This is a genomic window from Actinomycetota bacterium (genome assembly GCA_040881665.1).
Classification (GTDB): domain Bacteria; phylum Actinomycetota; class UBA4738; order UBA4738; family HRBIN12; genus JBBDWR01.
Genome location: JBBECT010000005.1, coordinates 43,474 through 67,826, shown reverse-complemented (window position 1 = coordinate 67,826; position 24,353 = coordinate 43,474). Strand labels below are relative to the sequence as shown.

Annotated in this window: 23 protein-coding genes and 1 riboswitch; of the genes, 16 read left to right on the top strand and 7 right to left on the bottom strand. The window is 69.8% G+C overall.

Annotation, left to right across the window (positions count from 1 at the left end; all coding sequences use genetic code 11):
• Nucleotides 1–4: 4 nt before the first annotated feature.
• Nucleotides 5–1,099, bottom strand: coding sequence for a DUF3866 family protein (locus tag WEF05_06070; protein ID MEX1101450.1), 1,095 nt, complete (start codon nt 1,097–1,099; stop codon nt 5–7).
• A 123-nt stretch (nt 1,100–1,222) separates the two neighbouring features.
• On the opposite strand from WEF05_06070, the gene WEF05_06065 reads away from it, so the two are divergent.
• From WEF05_06065 to WEF05_06015, 11 genes are all read left to right on the top strand, one after another.
• Nucleotides 1,223–2,176: a WYL domain-containing protein gene (locus tag WEF05_06065; protein MEX1101449.1), complete on the top strand. Its 954-nt coding sequence runs from the start codon at nt 1,223–1,225 to the stop codon at nt 2,174–2,176.
• Nucleotides 2,169–3,179, top strand: coding sequence for a WYL domain-containing protein (locus WEF05_06060; GenBank protein ID MEX1101448.1), 1,011 nt, complete (start codon nt 2,169–2,171; stop codon nt 3,177–3,179). The genes WEF05_06065 and WEF05_06060 overlap by 8 nt, the downstream gene beginning before the upstream one ends.
• 64 nt (nt 3,180–3,243) lie before the next feature.
• The gene (locus WEF05_06055) at nt 3,244–3,630 is read left to right on the top strand and encodes a hypothetical protein (GenBank protein MEX1101447.1); all 387 of its coding nucleotides are present in this window, start codon (nt 3,244–3,246) and stop codon (nt 3,628–3,630) included.
• A gap of 87 nt (nt 3,631–3,717) precedes the next feature.
• Nucleotides 3,718–3,945 carry a hypothetical protein gene (locus tag WEF05_06050; protein MEX1101446.1) on the top strand — a complete coding sequence of 76 codons (228 nt, stop codon included), beginning with the start codon at nt 3,718–3,720 and terminating at the stop codon, nt 3,943–3,945.
• Nucleotides 3,946–3,948: 3 nt separating this feature from the next.
• The gene (gene tatB, locus WEF05_06045; GenBank protein MEX1101445.1) at nt 3,949–4,497 is read left to right on the top strand and encodes a Sec-independent protein translocase protein TatB; all 549 of its coding nucleotides are present in this window, start codon (nt 3,949–3,951) and stop codon (nt 4,495–4,497) included.
• Between the two features lie 14 nt (nt 4,498–4,511).
• Entirely contained in the window at nt 4,512–5,300 is a 789-nt protein-coding gene (gene tatC, locus WEF05_06040) for a twin-arginine translocase subunit TatC (protein MEX1101444.1), read from the top strand.
• A 9-nt stretch (nt 5,301–5,309) separates the two neighbouring features.
• Nucleotides 5,310–6,125 (top strand): hypothetical protein, encoded by an 816-nt coding sequence (locus tag WEF05_06035; GenBank protein ID MEX1101443.1) that lies wholly within the window; start codon nt 5,310–5,312, stop codon nt 6,123–6,125.
• Nucleotide 6,126: 1 nt separating this feature from the next.
• Nucleotides 6,127–6,873 carry an alpha/beta fold hydrolase gene (locus tag WEF05_06030; GenBank protein ID MEX1101442.1) on the top strand — a complete coding sequence of 249 codons (747 nt, stop codon included), beginning with the start codon at nt 6,127–6,129 and terminating at the stop codon, nt 6,871–6,873.
• A 62-nt stretch (nt 6,874–6,935) separates the two neighbouring features.
• Nucleotides 6,936–9,587, top strand: coding sequence for a DEAD/DEAH box helicase (locus WEF05_06025; GenBank protein ID MEX1101441.1), 2,652 nt, complete (start codon nt 6,936–6,938; stop codon nt 9,585–9,587).
• A gap of 19 nt (nt 9,588–9,606) precedes the next feature.
• Nucleotides 9,607–10,542: a diacylglycerol kinase family protein gene (locus tag WEF05_06020; protein ID MEX1101440.1), complete on the top strand. Its 936-nt coding sequence runs from the start codon at nt 9,607–9,609 to the stop codon at nt 10,540–10,542.
• Nucleotides 10,539–11,633, top strand: a complete 1,095-nt coding sequence (locus tag WEF05_06015; protein ID MEX1101439.1) for a Xaa-Pro peptidase family protein — start codon at nt 10,539–10,541, stop codon at nt 11,631–11,633. Before WEF05_06020 ends, WEF05_06015 begins: the two co-directional genes overlap by 4 nt.
• 9 nt (nt 11,634–11,642) lie before the next feature.
• Here the strand turns inward: WEF05_06015 and cysS are convergent, their stop codons facing one another.
• Nucleotides 11,643–13,040: a cysteine--tRNA ligase gene (gene cysS / locus WEF05_06010; protein MEX1101438.1), complete on the bottom strand. Its 1,398-nt coding sequence runs from the start codon at nt 13,038–13,040 to the stop codon at nt 11,643–11,645.
• 37 nt (nt 13,041–13,077) lie between these two features.
• Complete coding sequence (locus WEF05_06005) at nt 13,078–13,518, bottom strand: Lrp/AsnC family transcriptional regulator (protein MEX1101437.1); 441 nt, start codon at nt 13,516–13,518, stop codon at nt 13,078–13,080.
• 189 nt (nt 13,519–13,707) lie between these two features.
• On the opposite strand from WEF05_06005, the gene WEF05_06000 reads away from it, so the two are divergent.
• The 5 genes from WEF05_06000 (at nt 13,708) to WEF05_05980 (ending at nt 19,644) form a co-directional block, all read left to right on the top strand.
• The gene (locus tag WEF05_06000; GenBank protein MEX1101436.1) at nt 13,708–14,391 is read left to right on the top strand and encodes an RNA-directed DNA polymerase; all 684 of its coding nucleotides are present in this window, start codon (nt 13,708–13,710) and stop codon (nt 14,389–14,391) included.
• A 7-nt stretch (nt 14,392–14,398) separates the two neighbouring features.
• A complete protein-coding gene (locus WEF05_05995; protein ID MEX1101435.1) occupies nt 14,399–15,925 on the top strand; it encodes an amidohydrolase family protein in 1,527 nt (508 codons plus the stop codon).
• A gap of 439 nt (nt 15,926–16,364) precedes the next feature.
• Nucleotides 16,365–16,724, top strand: a complete 360-nt coding sequence (locus WEF05_05990) for a DUF4193 family protein (protein ID MEX1101434.1) — start codon at nt 16,365–16,367, stop codon at nt 16,722–16,724.
• Between the two features lie 32 nt (nt 16,725–16,756).
• Nucleotides 16,757–19,009 carry an apolipoprotein N-acyltransferase gene (gene lnt, locus WEF05_05985; protein ID MEX1101433.1) on the top strand — a complete coding sequence of 751 codons (2,253 nt, stop codon included), beginning with the start codon at nt 16,757–16,759 and terminating at the stop codon, nt 19,007–19,009.
• Nucleotides 19,006–19,644 (top strand): maleylpyruvate isomerase N-terminal domain-containing protein, encoded by a 639-nt coding sequence (locus tag WEF05_05980; protein MEX1101432.1) that lies wholly within the window; start codon nt 19,006–19,008, stop codon nt 19,642–19,644. The genes lnt and WEF05_05980 overlap by 4 nt, the downstream gene beginning before the upstream one ends.
• Nucleotides 19,645–19,804: 160 nt before the next feature.
• On the opposite strand, the gene WEF05_05975 is transcribed toward WEF05_05980, so the two are convergent.
• The 4 genes from WEF05_05975 to gcvPA form a co-directional block, all read right to left on the bottom strand.
• Nucleotides 19,805–20,353: a hypothetical protein gene (locus tag WEF05_05975; GenBank protein MEX1101431.1), complete on the bottom strand. Its 549-nt coding sequence runs from the start codon at nt 20,351–20,353 to the stop codon at nt 19,805–19,807.
• Between the two features lie 343 nt (nt 20,354–20,696).
• The gene (locus WEF05_05970) at nt 20,697–21,164 is read right to left on the bottom strand and encodes a CAP domain-containing protein (protein MEX1101430.1); all 468 of its coding nucleotides are present in this window, start codon (nt 21,162–21,164) and stop codon (nt 20,697–20,699) included.
• 62 nt (nt 21,165–21,226) lie between these two features.
• Nucleotides 21,227–21,333: riboswitch (cyclic di-GMP riboswitch) on the bottom strand.
• A 156-nt stretch (nt 21,334–21,489) separates the two neighbouring features.
• Nucleotides 21,490–22,929 (bottom strand): aminomethyl-transferring glycine dehydrogenase subunit GcvPB, encoded by a 1,440-nt coding sequence (gene gcvPB, locus WEF05_05965; GenBank protein MEX1101429.1) that lies wholly within the window; start codon nt 22,927–22,929, stop codon nt 21,490–21,492.
• A gap of 74 nt (nt 22,930–23,003) precedes the next feature.
• Nucleotides 23,004–24,338: an aminomethyl-transferring glycine dehydrogenase subunit GcvPA gene (gene gcvPA / locus WEF05_05960; protein MEX1101428.1), complete on the bottom strand. Its 1,335-nt coding sequence runs from the start codon at nt 24,336–24,338 to the stop codon at nt 23,004–23,006.
• Between the last annotated feature and the right edge of the window lie 15 nt (nt 24,339–24,353).

The following is a 24,353-nucleotide window of genomic DNA, read 5'->3' as shown; positions in this document are numbered from 1 at the left end:
GGGCTCAGGACCGGTTCCGCCAGGCTCGCGCCGCGGCGGCGATCCGGCCGGCGAGCACCCCCGCCGCGCCGGCCGCCAGGAAGAACGCGCGGTCGTCGATCGGGGAACGGCCCATCGAGCGCACCTGGATCCCGCGGCGCTCCAGCTCCCCGAGAGCGGGACGGCCGTCGGCCTCCACGAGCTGATGACGGTCCTCGAGACCGTCTGCGCGCAGGGCATCCCACACGGTCGCTCGCTGCGCGTCGTCCTCGAGGGTAGGGACCGCCACGTCGACCCCTTCGGTCGCGACCTCCCGCAGGATCGTCCGGGAATGATGCGACAACCCTCGGTGGCGCGGGCGCTCGTCGGCGAAGCTGATCCGCAGGGCGGCGACGGGGCGGCCCTGCAGCGTCGTGGCCGCCTGGAGGGCGTGGCCGCCCGCCAGCGCGCTCACGCCCCAGGTCGTGTCCGTCCCGAGGTTCCCGGGTCCGTCCGCGACGACGATCACCTCGGCATCGAGCACCTCCACTGCCGCGAGCAGCGCCGTCCAGATCGTCACCGCCTCCAGCTCGCCGCCGAACGCCTGGCCCGAGGAGATCCACCCGTCGAGGAGCCCGTCGGCGCGGGTGGTCGCCACGAGGCGGGACAGCGCTCCGGGTAGTGCGGCGCCGTCGGTCATCACGTACACGACGCGAGCGTCGCCGCTCGCCTTCGCCCCGGCGGCGATCGGAGCCAGCATCGAGTGCAGCGGCGCGACGACGACCGGGGTGCCCCGCAGACCCGGCGAGGCTTCGAGCACGTCGCGGTGCGTCTCCTCGACCGATCGGACAACGGTCTGCCCAGGGGTGTAGCGGGCCTTCATCACGCGTCCCCCGTCCCGGGACAGATCGGTGTCGGGTCCGCCCTCGACGGCGACGACGACGTGCAGGCCGCCCGTTCCCAGCTCGAGAGCGACCGCGGTCGTGTTCAGGACGACGACGTCGCCGGCGCCGACGGGTCCGCACACATCCGGGTAGGCGATCGCCACGGCCCTTGCCCCTTCGACCTCGACCTCCACCTCGAGCGCCCCAGGGCGTTCGGCGTTCACACCGAGCACGCGGCCGCGACGGAGCCGGTTCACGCGGACACCCCAGGCACGCGGCCGCGACGGAGCCGGTTCACGCGGACACCCCAGGCACCGGGGGCCGGAACGAGAGGGGCGTTCGTCTGAGGCACAGCATGCGGGGATTATGATGCCCCGGCGATGAACCAGCTCGAACGCCTGCTGAACCTGGTCGGACTGCTGTTGGACTCACGTCGCCCGCTCACCTTCGAACTGATCCGCGAGCAGATGGAGGGGTACGAGGCGGGGGACTCCGGCAAGCGCAAGTTCGAGCGGGACAAGGACATCCTCCGCGACAACGGGATCCCGATCGAGCTCGTCACCGTGGACCCGTGGGAGGGCGCTCCGCAGGCCTACACGATCCCGAAGGACGCCTATTACCTGCCCGAGATCGCGTTCACGCCCCAGGAGCTCTCCGCCCTGTTCCTCGCCGCCCGCTCGGCGCCGGAGGACGACGCATCCGCCGAGCAGGCCGTCCGCAAGCTGCTGTCGGGCGCCGAAGGCGGCGTGTTTTCGGGAGCGGGTCCGGGACCGCTGGGGATCGGCCCCGACGCGGACGCCGGCCGCTTGACCGCCACCGCGGAGGCGGTGCTGCGCGGGGGCCGGCGGGTCTCCTTCGCCTACACGACCGCGCGTGGCGACCGCTCCCAGCGGATCGTCGACGCGTGGGGACTCGCGTGGCGCGCCGGCCACTGGTATCTCGTGGGCCGCGACGTCGAACGCGAGGAGATCCGCGCGTTCCGCCTCTCCCGGTTCGACTCCGATCCCAAGGATGCGGGAGAGGGGAGCGAGCCTCCCGATGACTTCCATGCGGCCGGTCACGTCGAGCTCGGGCTGTGGGGACCCGGCGAACCCACGACGTCGGCCACCGTGGCGTTCTCTCCGGACGTCGCCTGGTGGGCGACGAAGGGGATCCCCGAGGCGCGCGTGCGTGAACCCGGAGCGGACGGCTGGGTCGAGGTCACCGTCCCGTCCGCATCCGACGAGGGACTCGCCTCGTGGGTCCTCGGGTTCGGGCCGCAGGCGCGGGTGATCGCTCCCGAGGGATTGCGAACGGCCGTCCTTTCCCGGCTCGAGAAGGTCCTCGATGGCTGACGAGCTGTTCGACACCCCCGAGAAGACCCGCAAGCCTCGCCGGGGCAAGGCGCGCCAGGCGAAGGCCTCCGAACGGCTCGCGCGGCTGCTCGTGATCGTTCCATACCTCGTGGAGCACCCCGGGACCCATGTGGACGAGGTCGCCCGTCTGTTCGGGATCGACCGGGACGCGCTCGTCGACGATCTCGAGATCGTGTTCCTCTCGGGGCTCCCGCCGTATTCGCCGGGCGACCTGATCGATGTGGCCCTCGACGAGGACGGGACCGTCTCGATCACGATGGCCGATCACTTCTCTCGGCCCCTGCGCCTGACCCGCAACGAGGCCCTCGCGCTGTACCTGCAGGGAACGGCGCTGGTGGGCACCCCCGGGGTCCCGGAGGCCACCGCCTTGACCACGGCGCTCGCCAAGCTCCGTGAGGGTCTGGGCGAGGAGACGCTGGGCGCCGCCGATCGGGTCGAGGCGGCGGCTGCGGGACGGCCCGCCGAGCTCCTCGACACGATCCGAGACGCGGTCGCCGCGAGGGAGCGGCTCGAGATCGATTACGTCGCCCTGTCGACGGGCGAGGCGACCACGCGGACGATCGATCCCGAGGAGGTGTTCTCCGCGCTCGGCAACTTCTACGTGGCGTCGTGGGACCACTCGCGCGACTCCGAGCGGCTGTTCCGCGCCGATCGGATCCGGTCGGTGCGGGCGACCGGGGAGCGGTTCGAACCGCGGGGGCTCGAGGGCGCGGGCCGTGCGCTCTACACACCCAGCGAGCACGACGTCGAGGTGCACCTGCGACTGGCTCCGGAGGCCCGCTGGATCGCCGAGTACCACCCGGTGTCCGAACCCCTCGATCTCGACGGGGGCGCTATGGAGGTCATCCTGCCCGCGAAGGAGCTCGACTGGGCCGCGCGCCTCGTGCTGAGGGTGGCTCCGCATGCGGAAGTCCTTGCACCGCAGAGCTTGCGGGATCGGGTGAGCGACCTCGCGCGGCGGACCCGGGACCAGTACATCTAGGGTAGCCCCGCTCGGGACCCCGACCCTCAAGGCACCTGGAGGGGGGGCCGATACGGGTGGGGAGATGACAACGATCCGGACGACGTGCCCCCGGTGCGGGGAAGTGGACATGGGCCCCGAGATGATCCTGCTGTCGGTCCAACAGGGCGGCTCGGAGGGCACCTACAAGTTCACGTGCCCGGTCTGCACCTCCGACGTCGAGAAGCGTGCCGACCGCAAGATCGTCGCGCTGCTCGTCTCGGCCGGGGTCGGGGTGGACGGCCAGGAGCAGCGGATCGAGGAGGAGCCGACCTTCGAGCCGATGTTCGACGACATGGACCTCGACGACCTACGCGGCGATCTGCCGGAGGGTCCGAGCTTCCAGCTCGACGACGTGATCGACTTCCACTTCCTGCTCGAGGACGAGCGGTACATCGAAGACTTCCTCGAAGCGCAGCGTTCCCAGCGCTGACGGCCCTCTCGGGTCTCGACCGCCGTCCACCGGTACCTCGGAGACCCCGACCGACCCGAGCTCAGCGGCTTCGCGTAGCATGAACCTGTGACCACCTGGGTGCTCGTCTGGCTCGTGATCGGCCTGGTGACCGTGCTGGCGCTGCTGGCGATGCTGATCGGTCTGGCCCGGAACGCCGCCGTGCTCGCCCGCAGCGCAGCCCGGCTGCAACGTGAGCTCGCGCCGGTGGCGGAGGAGCTGAACGCCGAGGCCGCCGAGACGAGCGATCGGGCGGCGTCCCTCTCGCAGAAGGCGCCGGGGCGCCACTCCGACTGAGCCATGCTGAACATCGGTCCCCTCGAGCTGATGCTGGTCGCGATCGTCGCGCTGGTCGTCGTAGGTCCCCGGCGACTCCCGGAGATCGGCCGGCAGGCGGGCAAGATGATCCGCGACCTCCGCAAGATGCAGGACGAGGTCAAGGACACGATCCGTTTCGACCTCGACCCCGACGAGGACGACGAACCGCCCACGGCACGCGTGAAGTCGTCCGCGCGCGATCAGCGGGCGCATCGTTCCCGCGTCGCCGTGGCGGAGCAGGACGACGACGGTGATGGGGTGGACGACGACGAGGAGCCCGACACCGGCGGGATGGAGCGCGACGAACGCACGCCCCCGATCCGGGCCTCGGACGCCGCCCGGGCAGAGTCCCGTGCGAAACAGCGACAGGCCGATGCCGGGCAGAGCTCGGACGATGGCGAAGGCGAAGCGGAAAGCGAAAGCGAAAGCGACCAGAGCGGGTCGAACACCGGCGCCTCCGACCCCGCGAGCAACGGTGCGAATCCCTCGACCAACGGCTCGGCTCCCCCCGACGCCGACGAGGACGACTAGGAACACCCCGACCGATGTCGATCATCCCGAAGATCCTCCGTCGTCCGACCCGGCCGCGCGACGGGTCGATGACCCTGATCCAGCACCTCGAGGAGCTCCGGCATCGGTTGGTTCTCGCGTTCGGCGCGATCTTCCTCGGCGCGATCGCGGGCTGGTTCCTCTACCCCCCCGTGATCAGGCTGTTGCAGGACCCGTACTGCCAGACGATCACAGCGCTGCCGACGGAGAACCGTCCGGACTTCGGCGGAGACGGCTGCGCCTTCGTCTTCAACGGCGCCGTCGACGGTGCGCTGCTGAAGTTCAAGGTCGTGATCTTCCTCGGGCTGATCATCGCTCTGCCGATCGTGCTGTATCAGCTATGGAAGTTCATCGTGCCGGGGTTGACCAAGCGCGAGCGACGGATGTCGGTGCCGTTCATCGGATCCGCGACGGCGTTGTTCCTGTTCGGGGTCTTCCTCGCCTACGTCACGCTGCCGAAGGCGCTGGAGTTCCTGCTGGGGTTCGCGGGAGAGGGGTTCGTACCCCTGTTGACGGGCGACAAGTACCTGAGCTTCTTCATCTTCGTCTCGCTGTCGTTCGGATTGGCGTTCGAGTTCCCGATCCTGCTGATCTTCCTGACCTCGGTCGGTGTGCTCACGAGCCGGCAGCTGCGCGACGCCCGTCGTTACGCCGTACTCGGGATCGCGGTCTTCGCCGCCGTGCTCACCCCGAGCCAGGATCCGTACACGATGCTCGGGATGATGATCCCGATGGTGATCTTCTACGAGGTCGCTATCATCGTGGCCCGGCTGATGAAGCGGTAGGGATGCGAGATGGCGCTCAAGAGCAAGAACAGGGGCAGGGGGCACTCCTCCAGGCAGGTGACGCGGGGACCGAGGTTCCAGCCCAAGGCCCCGCCCACGCCGTGGTTCCGTCGCCGCCGGGTGCAGGTGATCGGGGCGTTCCTCGCGGGGATCGCGCTCGTCGTGTTCGTCACCTGGGTACGTGACGGCCTGCGGGCAGGATCCGTGAACGACGAGGCCGACGCCCGCGCTGCGGCGCTGCGGCGCTCCGTGCAGGAGTTCACCAACCTCGTCCAGCCCGTCGTCACCGAGGTCGGAACACCCGTAGGTGCGACGGTCGACCCGTTCCCTCGGATCACCCAGGATCTCGAGGCGTTCCTCGACGGCGAGGCCGACACCGCCGAGATCGAAGCGTCGGCCGATGCCACCGCCGACGTCGCGGCCGACGGGATCCCCAAGCTGCGCGACATCGACGTTCCGGGGATCTTCGGCGACAAGGGCCTCGCGGCCGACGACGTCTCGCTCGCCGTGAACGCCCGGGACCGCCTGCTCCACGCGCTCCAGGTGTACGAGGAGTCCGCAGCGCAGGCGCTCCGTGCTGCGGACTTTTCCGGAGGCGCGCAACGGGAGCTCGCGGCCAGCGCCCTCGCCCTGTCGGAGACGGCCCGCGAGGAGTTCATCGGGGGCTACGCGGACTACGTGGCGCTCCAGGAGGCCGCCGGGACGTTCACCCCTCCGGCACCGCCGCAGCAGGGGCTGCCTCCGGGGACGATACCGACCGACGAGCTCCCGCCCGGGGCCCTACCGCCCGGGGCCCTACCGCCCGACGCCGTCCCACCCGGCTGAGATGACCGACGGCCTCCTGCTGCTGCACGCCTGGCCGGTTGACGCACGGATGTGGGAGGCCGAGGTCACGGTGCTCGAACCGACCGTGCAGGTCGTGGCACCGCATCACCCCGGCTTCGGCGGCCGCTCGGTGGGTGCGGTGCTCTCGATGGAAGCGGCCGCGAACTCCGCTCTGTCCGCGATCGATGCGGCCGGCGTCGACCGGGCCGTCGTCGTGGGGTGCTCGCTCGGTGGCTACGTCGCCTTCGAGCTCTGGCGCAGAGCACCCGAACGCGTACTGGGCCTCGGTCTGGTCAACACACGCGCGGTCGCCGATCCCCCGGAGGCGGTGCAGGGGCGACACGAGCTCGCCGGACGGCTCCGTTCGGACGGTTCCACCTTCCTGGTCGAGGATCCACCACCGTTGCTGTCCGAGGGTGCACCGCGAGAGGTGGCCGAGCGCGTTCGTGGATGGATCGCCGAGCAGCCGGCGGACTCGATCGCCGCGGCGGCGCTCGGCATGGCCGAGCGCCCGGACTCGACGCCGGACCTGCCCGGCATCGTTGTTCCCACGCTCGTGCTCACCTCGACCGAGGACCGACTGATCCCCTCCTCGGTGAGCCTGGCGATGGCCGAGCTCCTCCCCGACGCCGAGAGCGTCGTGCTCGGCGGGGCGGGACACCTGTCGAACCTCGAGGCGCCGGGGCCGTTCCTCGAAGCCCTCCGCGGGCTGCTCCGTCGCAGCGGGCTGATCGCCGGCGCCGACTGAGCCTCGCAGGCGACGTCCGGCGGTCCGAGGACGGATCGGGAGGGCTGTAGGCTCGAAGGACCGTGACCGATCTCGAACACTTCTCCGAGCGGTACCCCTTCCCGCTCGATGGATTCCAGCGGACGGCGATCGACGCCCTCGGGGAGGGCGAGTCGGTCCTCGTCGCGGCCCCGACCGGCGCGGGGAAGACCGTGGTCGCCGAATTCGCGATCGAACGGGCGCTCGACCTCGCGGGCAAGGCCTTCTACACGACCCCGCTGAAAGCGCTCAGCAACCAGAAGTTCGGTGACTTCGTCGCGCGGTACGGGGCCGACCGGGTTGGATTGCTCACCGGCGACAACTCGATCAACTCCGAGGCACCGATCGTCGTGATGACCACCGAGGTGCTGCGCAACATGCTCTACGAGCGCAGCGACACCCTCGACGGGCTCGTGAGCGTCGTGATGGACGAGGTCCATTACCTCCAGGACCCCTATCGCGGCGCCGTCTGGGAGGAAGTACTGATCCACCTCTCGCTGTCAGTGTCGGTGGTGTGTCTGTCGGCCACGATCTCGAATGCGGAGGAGTTCGGCGAGTGGATCGGGACGCTCCGTGGACCGACGCGCGTGGTGATCGAGGAGAAGCGCCCCGTCCCCTTGGAGCACCACTACCTCGTGGGCCGAACGCTCCATCCGATGCACGTCGAGCGGGACGGACAACCGGCGCCGAACCCCTACGTCGTCTCGATCGAAGAGCCGGAGGTGCGCTCGAAGCAGTACCGACGGCGCGGCGGCGGCGTGTACCACCAGCAACGCTCGCGGCCGCGCGAGGGGCATCGTCGCGTGTACGTGCCGCGACGCGAGGAGGTCGTCGAGGTCCTTGCCGACGAGGGGATGGTGCCGGCGATCTACTTCGTCTTCTCCCGCGCGGGGTGCGATCGGAGCGTGCAGTGGATCCTCGACTCGGGGATCCAACTCACCTCGCAGACCGAGCGGGTCCGGATCCGCGAGGTCGCCGAGCAGCGCGCCGCGTGGATCGACGAGGACGACCTGGAGGCCTTGCGGTTCTGGACGTTCCTCGAGGGGGCGATGGCCGGGGTCGCGGCTCACCACGCGGGCATGCTCCCGGTGTTCAAGGAGATCGTGGAGCATCTGTTCGGCCAGGGGCTGATCAAGATGATCTTCGCGACCGAGACACTCTCGCTGGGGATCAACATGCCCGCCAAGACCGTCGTGATCGAGGATCTGTGGAAGTTCCAGGGGGAGCGGCACGAGCTGCTGACACCGGGGGAGTACACGCAGCTGACCGGGCGGGCCGGCCGGCGAGGGATCGATGAGATCGGCCATGCGGTCGTCGTCTACCAACGCCAGGTGCCGTTCGAACGGGTCGCCGGATTGGCCGCGACGCGCACCTACGAGCTCCGTTCCTCGTTCCGGCCCTCGTACAACATGGCGGTCAACCTCGTCCGCAACTACTCGCCGGATGAGGCGCACCATCTGCTCAACTCCTCGTTCGCTCAGTTCCTCGCCGACCGTGGCGTCGTCACGCTGGAGCGTCAGCTGGAGCGCGACAAGGCGTTCCTGGAGGGCTACCGCGAGCAGATGCGATGCGACCGGGGTGACTTCGCCGAGTACTGGTCCCTGCGCGACCAGGCCCAACAGATCCGCGAGAAGGCTCGCAAGGGGTTCGAATCGCAACGGCAGGACGCGGTCCGCGAGGCCGTGGCCAAGCTGCGCCCCGGCGAGGTGATCTACGTCCCCCCCGCCAAACGCCGGGGGCTGGCGGTCGTCCTGTCCTCACGGGAGGGGCGGCCGACGGTGCTCACATCCGATCGGCGGTACTTCCGGGTGTCCGCACGGGACTTCACCGAGCCGCCGACGGTCCTGACGCGCGTGCAACTCCCGCGTTCCGGGAACGCTCGCAGCGCGCGGTACCGCCGAGACGTCGCGGCACAGCTCGTCGCACTCAACGTGCGCCCACCGCGGTCGGGCACGGGGCACGTGGACGGCAAAGCCGAACGCGACGCCGTGCGCCTGGACAAGCGCGCGGCGGAACATCCCTGTCATGCGTGTCCCGACCGGACCGAGCACGAGCGCTGGGCGGCCCGCGCCACCGGGCTGACCCGGCAGATCGAAGGGGTCGAACGACGGATCCGCGCCCGGACCGAGACCTTGGGCCGGCAGTTCGATCGTGTCCTCGCGGTCCTCGAGGAGCTCGGGTACGTCGACGGCTTCGCGATGCTGCCCAAGGGGGCCGTCCTCGCACGGATCTACGGCGAGGGCGACGTGCTGATCTCCGAGGCGATCTCCGAGGGCCTGCTCGAGGGACTCTCGGCCTCCGAGGCGGCCGCGGTCGTGTCGACCGTGGTCTACGAGTCACGGGAGCGGGTGCCGCGGATAGGGGAGATGCCGACGGCGTCCGCGGTCGAGGTCTTCGACCGCATGATGGGCCTGTACCGCTCGATCCGGCGAGCCGAGGACGCGCACCACGTGGAGTTGTGCCGCGAACTCGACGCCGGGTTCGCGACGCCGGTGTTCCACTGGGCGGAGGGCAAGCCGCTGGAGGACGTCCTCCACGAGATGGACATGGCCCCCGGCGACTTCGTCCGGACCTGCAAGATGCTGCTCGACCTCCTGCGCCAGATCGCGGACGTCGCTCCGGAGCCCACCGCGACGGTGGTGCGCGACGCCGCCGACGCCGTCAACCGCGGGGTCGTGGCCTACACCGGCGTGTAGGCGGCTATCCTTCGGCGCGATGGGTGCGACGGGAACCCCGTTCGGGGAGCTGACGGTGATCGTGAACCCCCACGCGGGGCGCCACCGCGTAGCCCAGCAGATCCCCGCGCTCGAGAAGGCCTTGGCGGATCGCGGTCTGCCGTACGCGCTCGAGGTGACACGATCCCCGGGTGAGGCCACCGCGATCGCCCGCCGGGCGCTGGAGGCGGGCGGACGCTTCCTGGTCGCCGTGGGTGGAGACGGAACCGTGCACGAGGTCGTCAACGGGATGTTCGCAGACGGGGAGCCGATCGTGGAGGATCCCGTGCTGGGGGTCGTGGCCGCGGGTTCGGGATGCGATCTCGTGCGAACGTTCGGACTGCCGGGCGACACCACGAGGTCGTGCGCCCACCTCACCGGTGACAACGTGTATCCGTTCGATGTGATCAAGGTGACCTACACCGACGCCGACGGCGGAGAGGCCGTCCGGTACTGCGCGAACATCACCGAGGCCGGACTCGGGGCCGCCGTCGCCGCGAGAGCGATGCGGCTCCCGGCGCGGTTGGGTCAGTCGCGGTACTTCTTCGCCTTCTGGCGAGAGCTGCCCGCCTTCAGGCTCGCGCAGGTTCGCGTGCAGGCCGACAAGAAAGTGTACGAAGGCCCGGCCTTCCAGGTGGTGGTCGGGAATTGCCAGTTCTACGGCGGGGGGATGCGGATCTCCCCCCGGAGCTATCCGGGTGACGGCGTGCTCGACACGCTCGTGTTCAAGGGGCCGAAGTCCGAAGCCTTCACGATCCTCCCCAAGGTCTACAAGGGCGACCATCTGCCGCACGACCACATCAAGGAACTCCGCTCGAAGATCGGCGTCAAGGTCGAAGCCGACCGCCCGCTGCCGATCGAGGCCGACGGGGAGGTCTTGGGAACCACGCCGGCGACCTTCACGGTGATCCCGCAGCGGATCCTGATGAAGTTGTGAGCCACCCCGAGCGCCTCGCTCGTGCCGCCGGCGACCTCGCGAGCTCGGGGCTCGACGCGATGATCGTGGCGCCATCGCCGGACCTGTCCTGGCTCATCGGCTACGATCCGCCTCCGCTGGAACGCCTGACCGCCCTGGTCGTGCGTCCCGGCACCGACCCGGTCCTCGTGGTCCCCGAGTTGGAACGCGCCTTGGCCGCGGACGCGACCGCAGGCTCCCCGACGGACCTGATCGGCTGGCGTGACGGCGAGGATCCGTATGAGATCGTCGCCGACCTCACCGGAGGCGCCTCCCGTGTGGCGCTCGCCGACCGGACGTGGGCCTCGCACACGCTCGCCCTCCAGCGAGCGGTTCCGACGGCGAGGTTCGAGGCAACGTCCGAGGCGCTGCCCTCCCTGCGCGCGATCAAGGACGACGCGGAGGTCGACGAGCTGGCGAGCGCCGGTCACGGGGCGGACACGGCGTTCAGCGCGATCGTACGCGAGCCGTTCGCCGGCCGAACGGAGCGACAGATCGCGGCCGGCCTCGCACACCTGCTCCGCGAGCACGGTCATCGCGAGGTGACGTTCACGATCGTGGGGAGCGGTCCGAACGGTGCGTCCCCGCACCACGAAGCGACCGACCGCGTGATCGGTCCGGGGGACGCGGTCGTCCTGGATTTCGGGGGCCGGGTTCCCGCGGGCTACTGCTCGGACATCACGCGCACGGTGCACGTGGGGGAGGCGTCCGCCGATGTCGCCGAGGTGCATGCGATCGTGCTGGCGGCCCAGCAGGCCGCGTTCGACGCGGCTGGCCCGGGCGTGCCCGCCGAGGATGTCGATCGGGCGGCTCGCGCGGTTATCGAGTCTGCGGGCTACGGGGAGCGGTTCGTCCACCGGACCGGCCACGGCATCGGTCTGGAGGAGCACGAGCCCCCCTACATCGTGAGCGGGAACGCGACGCCGTTGCAGGCCGGGATGTGCTTCTCGATCGAGCCGGGGGTCTACCTCGAGAACCGTTTCGGCGTGCGGATCGAGGACATCGTCGTGGTGACCGACGACGGTGCCCGGCGCCTGAACAAGGCTCCTCGCGAGCTCCTGCGGGTCGACTAGAGCGCCGGGTCAGGCGCGGGGCCGGACCTTGGTTCCCTCGGGGGAGTCCATCACCTCGAGGTCCATCGCGGTGAGCCGGGCGCGGAGCTCGTCGGCCTTGGCGTAGTCCTTCGCCGCACGGGCCTGGTCACGCTCGCTCATCAGGGCGCGCATCTCGGCGTTCGGCTCCCATGTCCGAACGGCTTCTCGCTCGAGGTCGAGTCCGAGCACCGCATCCCAGGAGGCGAGGAGCTGGTACTTCTCGCCGTCGGCAAGCCCGTCGCTGCGCACGGCCTCGTTGAGGACCACCAGGGCGCGCGGCATGTCGAGGTCGTCGGCGACCGCATCGCGGAAGTGCCGGTCGAACCCCGCGGCGACCTCGGTCGGCACGTCAGGACGGTCCGCCGTCGCCCAGCCCTGCATCCGTTGACGGAGCTGCTTCACGCGCCGGTCGGCGACGTCCATCGCCTCGTCGGTGAAGTCCATCTCGCTCCGGTAACGCGTCTGGAAGGTCAGCAGGCGGAACGCGAGCGGGTCGTATCCCTGCGTGGCGAGATCGATCACGCGGGTCACGTTTCCCGTGGACTTCGCCATCTTCTGACCGCGCATCCGCAGGTGCCCACCGTGGACCCACGTCGAGATCACCCGATGACCCACGGCGCCGTCGGACTGGGCGATCTCGTCCTCGTGGTGCGGGAAGATCAGATCGGCGCCGCCCGTGTGGACGTCGAACCGGTCGCCCAGGTAGCGCATCGACATCGCCGAGCACTCGACGTGCCAGCCCGGAAACCCTTCTCCCCAGGGAGAGTCCCATTTCATCAGGCGCCCGGCGCCCGCCTTCTTCCACAGGGCGAAGTCGGCATGGAACCGCTTGTTCGGGTCGATCTCCAGCTCCTGCCGGTGCCCGGATCGCAGCTGCTCGAGGGTGTTGCCCGACAGGGCCCCGTAGTGCGGGAAGCTCGTGACGTCGTAGTAGACGCTGCCTCCCGTCTCGTAGGCGTGCCCGCGATCGATCAGCAGCTGGGTGATATCGAGCATCTCGGGGATGTGACCGGTCGCCGTCGGCAACTCGTGGGGAGGAAGGATCCCGATCGCCGCAGCGTCCTCGAGGAACGCCTCCGTGTACTTCGCGGCGATCTCCAGCGGCGCCAGGCCCTCGTCGGCCGAGGCCAGCTGCATCTTGTCGACGGCCTCGGCCGAACTCTCGTCGACCATGTGGCCGACATCGGTGATGTTGATCACCTGCGTGACCGCCAGTCCCTCGAACTCCGCCGCGCGCCGGACGAGATCGGACAGCAGGAACGTTCGCAGGTTGCCGATATGCGCGTAGCGATACACGGTCGGACCGCACGTGTAGACCTTGAGACGGCCGGGCTCGACGGGAACGACATCGTCGACCCGGCGGGTAAGGGTGTTGTACAGGCGCATCGAGGGGAGCATACCGTCGGCCCCCGACGGCCCGTCGTCAGGGCTGGAGCGGACGATCCTCGAACGGCGTGGAGAGCACCACGGTCGTTCGGGTGTGCACGCCGGCCTTCTCGCGCAAGCGGCGGATCAGCTCCTCGAGCCCTTCGGTCGTTCGGGTGCGGACCTTCAACACGTAGTTCGACTCGCCGGCGACGCTGAGGCAGTCCTCGATCTCACGGAACTCCTCGACCCGTTCGGGGAGGTCGTCGGGCTGGCCGGCGTCGAGTGGGCTGACGGCGATCAGCGCGGTCACGAACAACCCCACTGCCTCCGGATCGACGATCGCCCGATAGGCGCGGATCACGCCTCCCTGTTCGAGCTTGCGGACCCGATCGTGGACCGACGAAGGCGACAGGCCGACCCGGCGCGCGATGTCGGCGTAGGTGGCGCGCGCATCGTCCTGCAGCGCTGCGATGATGTCGAGATCGCGTTCGTCCAGCATGGGCCGCATGCTACCCGCTTGCACCCCGTGAACGCCCCTGAGGAACGGCCCGGGGGATGGGTTCGACCGGATCCGGCCGATTGCGGTCCGGGGCGCGGACCGGATACAACCACCGTTCCGGCGATGCGGTCGCCCGGCGAGTGACGGCCCACCTCCTCTCCCGAGGGCTATGAGAGGAGAGTGTCCGTGTCGATCGAGATCGAGCACGTGCCCAAGCCCGGGGGCGGGTCCCGCACGATCGTGCGACCCTCGCCTGACCTCCGCCGGGCCTTGACCGCCGCGATCGCTCCGCACACCGAGCGCATCGAGGCCGCCCTCGGGCCCGAGGCCCACGCGAACCGCGCCGGCGGGCACGCTCGGGTCTTGGAGCCATGGCGACCCGCACGCGCCCGGTTCGAACGGGCGGCACGACGACTCGTGGCCGACGTGGCTTCCGCCGCCGGCACAGTGGCGGTCACCGACGTCCGTCGTTGCTACGCCTCGATCTCGCCGGAGGTGGTGGAGGCGCGGCTGCGCGCCCTGCGGATCGAGCCGGCAGAGGTGTTGCGGCGGCTCGCGCCGTTCGAGCGGGCGGGAGTGCCGGGACTGCCGGTCGGCCCGGCGGCGTCGGCGATCATCGCGAACGCCGTCCTCGCCCACGTCGACGACCGGATCCGGAGCCCCGACGTACGCCACCTGCGGTGGGTCGACGACATCGTAGTGGTGGCTCGCAACCCCGGCGCCTTCGGTCGGGCCCTCGACCGCATCGAGGATGCGCTCGGCGAGCTCGGCCTGACCATCGCCGAGGAGAAGACCGCGATCGCCACCGGGCCCGGAGCGGCACGACTCCTCGCGTGGTCGCGCAGGTCGGGCACGGGTACTCCACTATGATCGGCCGGTGAGAACGCTCTATCGGGCGTCGATCGTCCACACCTTCTCGCTCCCGCCGGCGGGGGAGTGGCTCCTCGTCGACGAACGCCACATCCAGCGCGTCGGGGTCGGCGATCCGCCAGATGCCGACCGCATCGTGGAACTCCCCGGAGCCACGATCCTGCCCGGGTTCGTCGACACCCACGTGCACCTGACGGGATCGGGGATCGCGTCCGCCCATCCGGAGGTCGCCCGGACACGGTCCGCTGCAGCGTTGCTGGAGGTCCTGCGAACCATCGTCGACCGGGAACCGGGGGCGATCTTGGTCCACGGGTTCGATGAATCGACCTGGCCCGGAAGCGCGTCGGGCGTACGGGTGCCCACGGTCGCGGAGCTGGACGAGGTCTCGTCGGATCCGCTCGTCGTGGTCCGGGTCGACGGCCATCTGTCGATCGGGAACCGGGCAGCACTCGAGCCCTCGGGGGCACTCGAGGAACAGGGCGTCGATCGCGACGCGGCCGACGCCCCGACGGGCGTCCTGACGCGCCGAGCGAACGAGCGACTGAAGCGCTGGCTCGCCTCCACGCTCTCGGAGCACCGGATCCAGCAACTGCAACTGTCGGCGGCGGCGACGGCCGCCTCCCGGGGGGTCACGAGCGTCCACGAGATGTCGCTGCCGGCCGAGCGAGGCCTGCGTGATCTCGAGGTGTTGCTCGCGCACCGCTCGAACCTGCCGGTCGACGTCGTCACGTACCTCGGAACCCTCGATGTCGCCCAGGCGATCGAACTCGGGTTGCCGCGCGTCGGGGGCGACCTGCCGGTCGACGGCTCGCTCGGAGCGCACACGGCGGCGTTGAGCGCTCCCTACGAGGATCGGCCGGGCGAGTACGGGGTCTTGTACCACGACGATGAGGGGCTCACGCGATTCTTCCGGGCCGGGCATGCCGCCGGACTGCAGGTCGGGGTCCACGCGATCGGAGACCGGGGGATCGAGCAGGTTCTGGCCGGATGGGAACGGGTCTACCAGGGCCTGGATTCCCGGGAGCGCAGGCATTTCCGAGCACGGCGCCACCGCGTGGAGCACTTCGAGATGGCGACGGCCGTGCACGTGGAGCGTGCCGCGATGCTCGGGCTGGCGATCTCGTTCCAGCCGGCGTTCGACACGGCCTGGGGGATGCCGGGCGGGCTGTACGAGCAGCGGCTCGGCGCGCTGCGGACGCGCCCGATGAACCCGTTCCGCTCCTGTCTCGAGCGGGGGATCGAGCTCGGCGTCGGATCGGATGCGCCGATCACCCCGCTCGATCCGATGGCCTCGATCGTCGGGCTCGAACGCCACCACGACCGCGAACAGCGACTCACGCGCGCGCAGGCGCTGCATCTGTCGACCTATGGCGGCGCGCGGCTCGCGCGTCAGGACTCCAAGAAGGGCTACCTTGAGCCGGGGATGCACGCCGACTTCGTCGCGTTCGATGTCGACCCGGCGACCGAACCCGACTTGGACGAGGTCCGGCCGATCCTCACCGTGTCGCTCGGCCGCGAGGTGTTCGCGAGCTGACCGCGATCGACACGGCGGCGAACGCCGATCGAACGGGAGGCATCCTCCTGCGCGTTTGACGCGCGCTCGCGGGCCGCCCTAGAGTGGCGCTCGCGTCACCGCCTCGGCGGAGGCGCATGGAGGACCCAAGAGGCTGAGTAGAGAACGCAGCGCCCCGGCGTTGCGGCCCCAAAGGTCTCTTGGGTCCTCTCCTATTCCTCCCTCTCCCGCCACCCATCGCGGCCTCCGGCGACGAACACGCTGCCGACTCGTCTGCTCCGGGGCATGAACTCGGGAATACTCCTGCGGCCGGCGATGTTCCACGGGCCGGTACGCGCCTGCGTGGCCCGTGCCGACGGCTTGGTTGCGAGCGTGGCAGCAGGCAGTATGATGCGGCGCTCGTGGTTTCGAATCGACGATACGGACGGACCGGACCCCCCACCACGCTGCGAGCATGCCGATGAGCGCGACGGACGACACAGACCAAGAGCTGGACGAGGACGGGCCCGACGCGGCCGGGGACAGCGACGCGTCGGAGGCCTCCGACGACGCCCCCGCGACGCCCCCGAACCGGGCACGTTCGACCGGCGACGAGGACGTCGAGTCGATCGACCAGATCGTCAAGAAGGAGGCGCGCGCCGGCGGCGACGAGGAGGACGATGCGTCGCTTACGCTCGGACGCGAGGAGAAGCTCGAACCCCTCGCGGTTAAGGTCGTTCCGCCTCAAGAGACCGAGTTCGTATGCAAGAAGTGCTATCTGGTCAAGCACCGGAGCCAGCTGAAGGACGCGAAGCGGAAGCTCTGCCGGGACTGCGCGTAGGCGCTCCGACTCCACCTCTGTCCGTCTCCCTGGTGATCGCCGCGCTGGGCGGGTTCCTGCTCTCGCTCGCGTTCCCTCCGGTCGGGTTCTGGCCCGTCTCGCTCGTCGCGCTCGCACCGTTGCTATGGCTCGCGCGCGACGCTCGGCCCCGTCGCGGCTTCCTGCTCGGGCTCGTGTTCGGCCTTGCGTTCTTCGGCACGACGCTGGACTGGATCGCGCTGTTCGGCGAGTTGGCGTGGTTCTCGCTCACCCTGGTCCTGGCGCTGTTCGTGGCCCTCTTCTCCGGACTGCTGCCGCTGGTCTGGCGGTTCCGGCGTCCCGGGTGGTCCGCGGTCGCGGCCGCCGCCGCGTGGGTCGTAGTCGTGGAGTGGGTGCGAGCAACGGTGCCGCTCGGTGGGTTCGGGTGGGGGAGCCTGGCGGCCCCCCAGGTCGACGGCCCCCTGCTCCCGATCGCCTCGATCGTCGGCTCCTGGGGCATCGCCTTCGTCGTGGCACTGGTGAACGGGCTCGTGGTCGCCACGATCGACGCCCTCACCTGGGATCGGCATCCGGTTCGGCCGATCGTTGCGCTCGCGGTCGCGGTTGGCCTGCTCGTGGTGCCCGTCGCCGTCCCCTCCGCCCCCGAGGATGGCGACCCTTTGGAGGTAGCCGCGATCCAGGTCGACGTGCGTTCCGCGGAGCAGCTCGATCGGGTGGGGGAGGACCGCGCGATCGCACGCCTGCACACCGACCTGCACCGGACCCTGGCCGTCGACCCACCCGACCTCGTCGTGTGGGGTGAGAGCTCGCTGGACCCCGGCGCGGTGGACGAGGCGACACTCGCGCAGGTACGCGAGGCCGTTGTCGACGTGGCGGCCCCGACGCTCGTCAGCACCACGCAGCCCGGCGCCTCCGGAGGTCTGGAGCGACAGGCGAACCTGCTCGACGCGACGGGGGAGCAAGTCGACAGCTATTCCAAGGTTCGTCTCGTTCCGTTCGGCGAGTACGTGCCGTTCCGCGGTGCTCTCGATTGGGTGACAGCGCTCCGACAGATCCCCTACGACCTGACCCCGGGAACGCGGGTACACGCCCTTCGGGGCGCCGGACTGCCTCCGCTCGGCGTCTCGATCTGCTTCGAGAACACCTTCGAACGCGTACAGCGCGAGCTCGTCGCCGACGGTGCCGAGGTGCTCGTCGTGACGACGAACAACGCTTCCTACGAGGACACGGCCGCGTCGGCCCAGCACGTCCAGATGAGCCGTCTCCGTGCGGTCGAGACGGGTCGTCCGCTGGTTCACGCGGCGATCTCGGGGATCGGCGCCGTCGTCGATGCGAACGGTGCGGTGATGGATCGCATCGGACTGTTCGAACCGGGTGTGCTGCGCTCCACGGTGACGACCGGCGACCACCGCACGCCCTACGTACGATTCGGCTACCTCGTCCCGTGGCTGTTCCTCGCGCTCGTGATCACGGCGATCGCGCTGCCCCGTCGCCGGCGTCGGGAGTGGCCCGAGCCCGTCCGGCTGGCAGACAGGCCCCGCACGCTCGTCGTGTTGCCCACCTACGACGAGCGGGACACGATCGGAACGGTGATCGAGGAGCTCCTGTCGCTGCCCGAGCACGTCGAGCTCCTCGTGATCGACGACTCCTCGCCCGACGGGACCGGCGAGCTGGTGCGTGTCCGCGCGGGAACCGAGCCGCGCGTTCGTCTGCTGGAGCGGCCCGGTAAGGCCGGACTCGCGAGCGCCTACCTCGATGGGTTCCGGACCGCGCTCGAGGAGGGGTACGACCTGATCGTGGAGATGGACTCGGACCTGTCCCACCAGCCGGAGGAGCTCCATGGGTTGCTGGCGGACGCAGACACGCATGACCTGGTTATCGGCAGCCGGTACGTCTCGGGCGGCTCGGTGACCAACTGGAGCCGGACCCGCGTCGCCCTGTCCAGGATGGGCAACCTCTACGCGCGACTCGCACTCGGCCTTCCGGTCCGCGATGCGACGAGCGGGTTCCGCGTGTACCGCCGGGCGCTGCTTGCCGAGCTGCTCTCCCGGCCGATCACCTCGGAGGGCTACGGGTTCCAGATCGAGCTCGCGTTGCGTTCCTGGGCGCTCGGAGCGTCCGTGGGGGAGGCACCGATCAGCTTCCGCGAACGCGAGCACGGACACTCGAAGATCTCCCGCCGGATCGTGGTCGAGGCGTTGTGGCTCGTGGCGGTCTGGGGGTTCCGGGCGCGCCTGCGGGGCGATCCGTTGCTGGCCGACCGTCCGCTCGGCGACGCCAAACAAGGAACGGGGACGTCCGCATGAAGATGGGCGTGGCCAGGGCTCGATATCTGGCGACCGCGGACGTGGCCGTCGAGCTGATCGTGGCCGGCGAGGTCGCCCCCGCCTGGGATCGGCCGAGCGTGTTGGACGAGCTGCCGACCGGGGGGTTGGCGGCGCACCTGGCGCGCTCCGTCCTCCAGGTGGAGTGGTACTTGGATGCTCCCGTACCCGACCGGGACCCGATCACGGCGGCCGCGTACTACGCGCGACTGGAGGGGGCGAACGATCTGCGCTCGCCACTGAACACCGGGGTGCGAGAGCGCAGCCTCGAGACGGCGGAGGAGGGCCCGACGGCGCTCGCCCGCAGGACCCGCGAGGCCCTCCAGCGGCTGCGACAGCGTCTCCTCGCAGAGCCAAGCGACCGGCGCCTCGAGGCGTTCGGACGGATCCTGTTGCTCGACGAGTACCTGCGAACCCGACTCGTCGAGCTCGTCGTCCACATCGAGGATCTGGCGCTGTCGCTCGGCGTGGACCCGCCCGACGTACCGCCGGACGCGCAACGCGATGCGATCGCGGTACTCGTCGACGCCGCGGTCCTTCGCCACGGAGCTCCCGAAGTCCTACACGCCCTGACACGCCGGGAACGAGACCCGTTCGAAGCTCTGCGTGTGCTCTAGGGAGTCCCCGAACCCCTTGCGTGTCTCCATTCCCCTAACCCCCGATAATGTACGTTATGTAAAGTGCGCACGAAACTCGGACCACTGGCCAATTACGCAGAACCGTCCGAGGGACGGCCCAGGGTGCTCCCCCGGACCGTCCCTTCGCCGCACGGGTCGGTCAAGCGACCTTGATCGTTCCGATCATCCAGGGATGGATGAAGCAGATGTACCGCACCCGCGTCCCCGCAGGGGCGGAGACGACAGAGGTGATCTTCGCGCCGGGGTTCAGCCACAGGGAGTCTCCGGGCCCGTCGAGCCCGAACTCGCCGTCGTCGTCGTCCTCGACCTTGCGCACGAGGCCACCACCCGCGAAATGACCTTCCGCGGCCTGGTCACACGAGGCGCATTCACCGGCGAAGACCTCACCGATCGACTCGGGCACTTCCGAGGCCTTCACGATCGTGATCGAGTGCGGGTCCGGGTCCGAGTCTCGGTGCACCCAGCGGACCTGGTCCCCCGACTCCACGACGATCCGACCGGTGCCGAATCGCAAGGTGCTCACGACGTTCGCGTTCGGCTCGAACGTCGTGGCCCCCTTCGTCGCGACCGCATGTCCCGCCCCGATATGGTCCCGAGGCCTCGTCTCCGCGACCGAGCCGGATCCTGCCCCGACCAGGCTCGCGACCACCAAAGAGCTCACCGCGACCAACATCCATGTGCGTCGCATCCCACTCCTCCTCCCCTGCGCGGGCCCTCGCCCGCGCTCGCCGATCCGGCCCCTTGCCTACCCCGCCGGATGCTCGGGGCGCAAGGGGGGAGCCCGATCTTCGTCCGTTTGCCTGTTGCTGATCGAAGGGGGCGGAGGTGCTCCTACACTCACGCCCGTGCTCGGATGGACCGGGCGATCGACGATCTCGTCGGGAGTGACGGGATGCATCCGCCGATCGCCTCCAGCGTTGACGGCCGGTCAGGACCGGGCCGGATGCCATCCGGACATGGAAGAGGCCCCGGACGCACCCGGGGCCTCTCGCCGTTCCCACGGGGGGAACGCACGCGTCGATCGCGCGAGTTCAGCCGTAGAAGATCAGCGTCACCCAGTGGTTGCCGCGCCTGTCGACGTCGAAGCCGATACCGACCTTTTTGAACGAGCGATCCAGGATGTTCCGCTTGTGCGGCTTGCTCCGCATGAAGGCCCGGTAGAGGCCATCGATGCTCGGGCCCACGCCGACGTTTTCGCCCACCACGCGCCAGCGCACCCCGCGGACCTGACGAGCGAGTGGATCCGAGTGGTAGAGGCGGTTCTTGCGGTCCATCGCCCGGCTGTGTCCGGCAGCCCGGCGCGCGACGATGGATTTCACGTCGAGGCGCCGCACATCGCGGTTCGTGCGAGCCTTGTTGAGCAGCGAGAGCATCTGATCGCGGCGGCCGTGCTTACCCGCGGAGGCGGGCGCCGTCCCGAGCACCCCGAGCCCCAGCGCCAGCACCAGGGTCGAGACGAGGACGATGCGGGTCGCCCCTACGCTCCTGGTCGTTCGCATGTCTCCCCTCCCCTTCGAGGGGCCCCGATCAAAGCTCCAGAACCGGTGGTCGATCCTGGTCCTTCGGTAGCTCGGCCGCCTTCGCCGCCGCGACCTTCACGAGGTCGTCGGAGCGGTGAGGCCCGATGCTTTGCGTCCCACCGTTCCCGGTGGTTAGCCCTTCTCGGGACCGCTATGTCGTTCCTCCCACACGCACCATCGGCGCGAGGGCGATGGAACTTGAGTGGAACTGCCCATTCCGTAGTAGCCCGTGCTGGCTACCCCGTACCCACCAACCGCCGGATAGGATCCTCCCGGTGCGGCCGCCCGGGGTGGCCCCCTGCTCCTACCAGCGCAAGCGGAGGTTCCGAGCTGCGCGGGCCTCGTCGAGCCGTCGCACGGGGGTGGTCACCGGCGCTTCATGGAGCAGGTCCGGGGCGGTTGCGGCTTCCTCGGCGACCTGGCGCAAGGCCGCGGCGAAGGCCTCGAGGGTCTCCTTGGTCTCGGTCTCGGTGGGTTCGACCATCATCGCTTCGTCCACCACCAGGGGGAAATACACCGTGCTCGGGTGGTAACCGAGGTCGATCAGACGCTTGGCCACATCCATCGCGCGGATGCCGTGCTCCTGTTCGAGCGGGAGGGCGGTCGCGACGAACTCGTGCATCGGTGGGAGATCCGGGTACGCAGGAGGGAACACCTCCTCGACGAGCCGCGCCAGGTAGTTCGCGTTCAGCACCGCGCGTTCGCTCACCTGACGGAGTCCGTCCCCCCCGTGGAGGAACACATACAGGTAGGCGCGGACGAGGACACCGAAGTTGCCGTGGAACCCGTGCATCCGCCCGATCGAGTCCGCGGCGTCGTGTTCCAGCCGGAACGTTCCGGTGTCCTCGTCCCGCTCGACGCGGGGAACGGGCAGGTACGGGACCAGGCGCTCGATCACGCCCACGGGACCGGCGCCCGGACCTCCCCCGCCGTGGGGGGTCGCGAAGGTCTTGTGGGTGTTGATGTGCACGATGTCGAAGCCCATGTCCCCCGGCCTGCACCATCCGAGGATCGCGTTCAGGTTCGCCCCGTCGTAGTAGACGAGCCCGTCGACCTGCTTGACGATCCGCGTGATCTCCTCGATGTCGCGCTCGAAGGCGCCGAGCGTATTGGGGTTCGTGAGCATCAGACCGGCGACCTCGTCGTCCACGAGGCCGGAGAGCGCCTCCACGTCGACGAGCCCACGATCGTCGCTCGGTACCGAAACCGCCTGGAACCCGGCGAGCCGCACACTCGCGGGGTTGGTCCCGTGCGCCGCATCCGGGATCAGCACCTTGGTCTTGTGGCTTCCACGGTCCCGGTGGTAGGCGCGCATGATCAGCAACCCCGTCAGCTCGCCGCACGCGCCCGCCGGCGGCGTCATGCTCGCGCGGGACATCCCCGTGATCTCGCAGAGCGCCTGTTCGAGGCGCCAGAGCAGCTCGAGGGCCCCTTGCGCCGTCGCGTCGGGTTGCAATGGATGCATCCGGCGGAAGCCGGGAAGGGCCGCCGCCTCCTCGGCGGACTTCGGGTTGTACTTCATCGAGCACGACCCCAGCGGGTAGAACCCGGTATCGACCCCGTAGTTCATCTGCGCCAGACGCGTGTAGTGCGTGACGAGATCCCGTTCGGCAACCTCCGGGAGCACCGCCGGTCGCCCGCGCAGGTGTTCGTCGGGCAGCACCGCGTCCGGCACGTCCAGCTCGGGGAAGCTGCTCGCTCGCCGGCCCGGGCGGGAGTGCTCCAGGATCGTGCCCTCGTGCACCGGCGGTCCCTGACGGCGCACGGGAGCACCGACGGGCGCCGGGACGCGGGGAGGTGCTTCGGCGGCGGGATCACTCACCCGGTTCCCCCGGACACCACGTGAGCCAATCCGGCGGCGAGCGCATCGATCTCTTCGCGCGAGCGGCGCTCGGTGACCGCAACCAGGAGAACGTCCTCCCCGGCGCCGCTCAGCGGCACGCCCGCGAGGAACCCGCGTTCGACCAAGGCGTCACGCACCTGCTCCGCGGGCACGGGCAACCGGAGCGCGAACTCCTTGAAGAAGGGCGCATCCGGGTAGAGCAGCTCGACCCCGGCGACCGCGGTACACCGCTCGGCCGCGTACGACGCCTTCGCGGCGCTCTGGGAGCCGACCTCTCGCAACCCTTGGGGTCCGAGCCACGACAGGTACACGGTCGCCGCCACAGCCATGAGCGTCTGGTTCGTACAGATATTGGAGTTGGCCTTCTCGCGCCGGATGTGCTGCTCTCGGGCCTGCAAGGTCAGCACGTAGCCCGTTCGGCCGTCGGCGTCGATTGTCTCACCGACGATGCGCCCGGGCATCCGACGAACATCGGCTTCGCGTGCGGCGATCAGCCCGAGGTAGGGTCCACCGAAGTTCAGGTGGTTGCCGAGCGCCTGCCCCTCCCCCACCGCGACGTCGGCGCCGAGCTCCCCCGGGGGCGCCAGGACGCCGAGCGACATCGGATCGAAGACCTGGACCGCGCGCGCTCCGCCAGCATGCGCCGCGTCGAAGATCTCCCTGGCCGGTTCGAGGATCCCGAGCACGTTGGGATGCTGCACGATCACGCACGCCACATCGTCATCGACCTCGGGGACGACGGCGCGCCCTCCCGATGATGCGAACGGCTCCGGTTCGTAGCCCGCCCCCGTGCCGTACGCGCGCAGGGTGTCGATCGCCCGCGGGTCGACGGTGTCGGCCACGAGGACGCGTCTGCGGCCTCCACTCCGCGAGAGGTTCACTGCCTCGACGAGCGCCGTCGCGCCGTCGTAGAGGGACGCGTTGGAGACCTCGAGCCCCGTGAGCGAACAGATCATCGACTGGAACTCGAACAACGTTTGGAGCACGCCCTGAGACAGCTCCGGCTGATAGGGCGTGTAGGAGGTCTGGAACTCCGACCGTCCCGCGAGCGCCCAGACGACGCTCGGAACGTAGTGGTCGTAGGCCCCGGCTCCCGCGAAGCACACGAGGCCGTCGACGTCCCGATTGCGTCCCGCGAGCCGGGCGAGGTCGTCGAGGATCTCCATCTCGGACACGCCGAGGGGCAACGCCAGCGGACGCTCGAGGCGAACCCCGGGCGGGATCGACGAGAACAGGTCCTCGAAGGACCCCACCCCGATCCGGCCGAGCATCTCGCGGACGTCGTCCTCGGTGTGCGGAGCGAATCGCATCGGCGGTCAGTCTAC

What these genes read in the sequence shown, in the direction of transcription:
- tatC (MEX1101444.1), top strand. Translation starts at nt 4,512, where the DNA reads ATGTCGATCATCCCGAAGATCCTCCGTCGTCCGACCCGGCCGCGCGAC.
- WEF05_06035 (MEX1101443.1), top strand. Translation starts at nt 5,310, where the DNA reads ATGGCGCTCAAGAGCAAGAACAGGGGCAGGGGGCACTCCTCCAGGCAG.
- tatB (MEX1101445.1), top strand. Translation starts at nt 3,949, where the DNA reads ATGCTGAACATCGGTCCCCTCGAGCTGATGCTGGTCGCGATCGTCGCG.
- WEF05_05975 (MEX1101431.1), bottom strand. Translation starts at nt 20,353, where the DNA reads ATGCGACGCACATGGATGTTGGTCGCGGTGAGCTCTTTGGTGGTCGCG.
- WEF05_05970 (MEX1101430.1), bottom strand. Translation starts at nt 21,164, where the DNA reads ATGCGAACGACCAGGAGCGTAGGGGCGACCCGCATCGTCCTCGTCTCG.
- gcvPA (MEX1101428.1), bottom strand. Translation starts at nt 24,338, where the DNA reads ATGCGATTCGCTCCGCACACCGAGGACGACGTCCGCGAGATGCTCGGC.
- WEF05_06020 (MEX1101440.1), top strand. Translation starts at nt 9,607, where the DNA reads ATGGGTGCGACGGGAACCCCGTTCGGGGAGCTGACGGTGATCGTGAAC.
- WEF05_06055 (MEX1101447.1), top strand. Translation starts at nt 3,244, where the DNA reads ATGACAACGATCCGGACGACGTGCCCCCGGTGCGGGGAAGTGGACATG.
- WEF05_05990 (MEX1101434.1), top strand. Translation starts at nt 16,365, where the DNA reads ATGAGCGCGACGGACGACACAGACCAAGAGCTGGACGAGGACGGGCCC.
- WEF05_06060 (MEX1101448.1), top strand. Translation starts at nt 2,169, where the DNA reads ATGGCTGACGAGCTGTTCGACACCCCCGAGAAGACCCGCAAGCCTCGC.
- WEF05_06065 (MEX1101449.1), top strand. Translation starts at nt 1,223, where the DNA reads ATGAACCAGCTCGAACGCCTGCTGAACCTGGTCGGACTGCTGTTGGAC.
- WEF05_06030 (MEX1101442.1), top strand. Translation starts at nt 6,127, where the DNA reads ATGACCGACGGCCTCCTGCTGCTGCACGCCTGGCCGGTTGACGCACGG.
- WEF05_05980 (MEX1101432.1), top strand. Translation starts at nt 19,006, where the DNA reads ATGAAGATGGGCGTGGCCAGGGCTCGATATCTGGCGACCGCGGACGTG.
- cysS (MEX1101438.1), bottom strand. Translation starts at nt 13,040, where the DNA reads ATGCGCCTGTACAACACCCTTACCCGCCGGGTCGACGATGTCGTTCCC.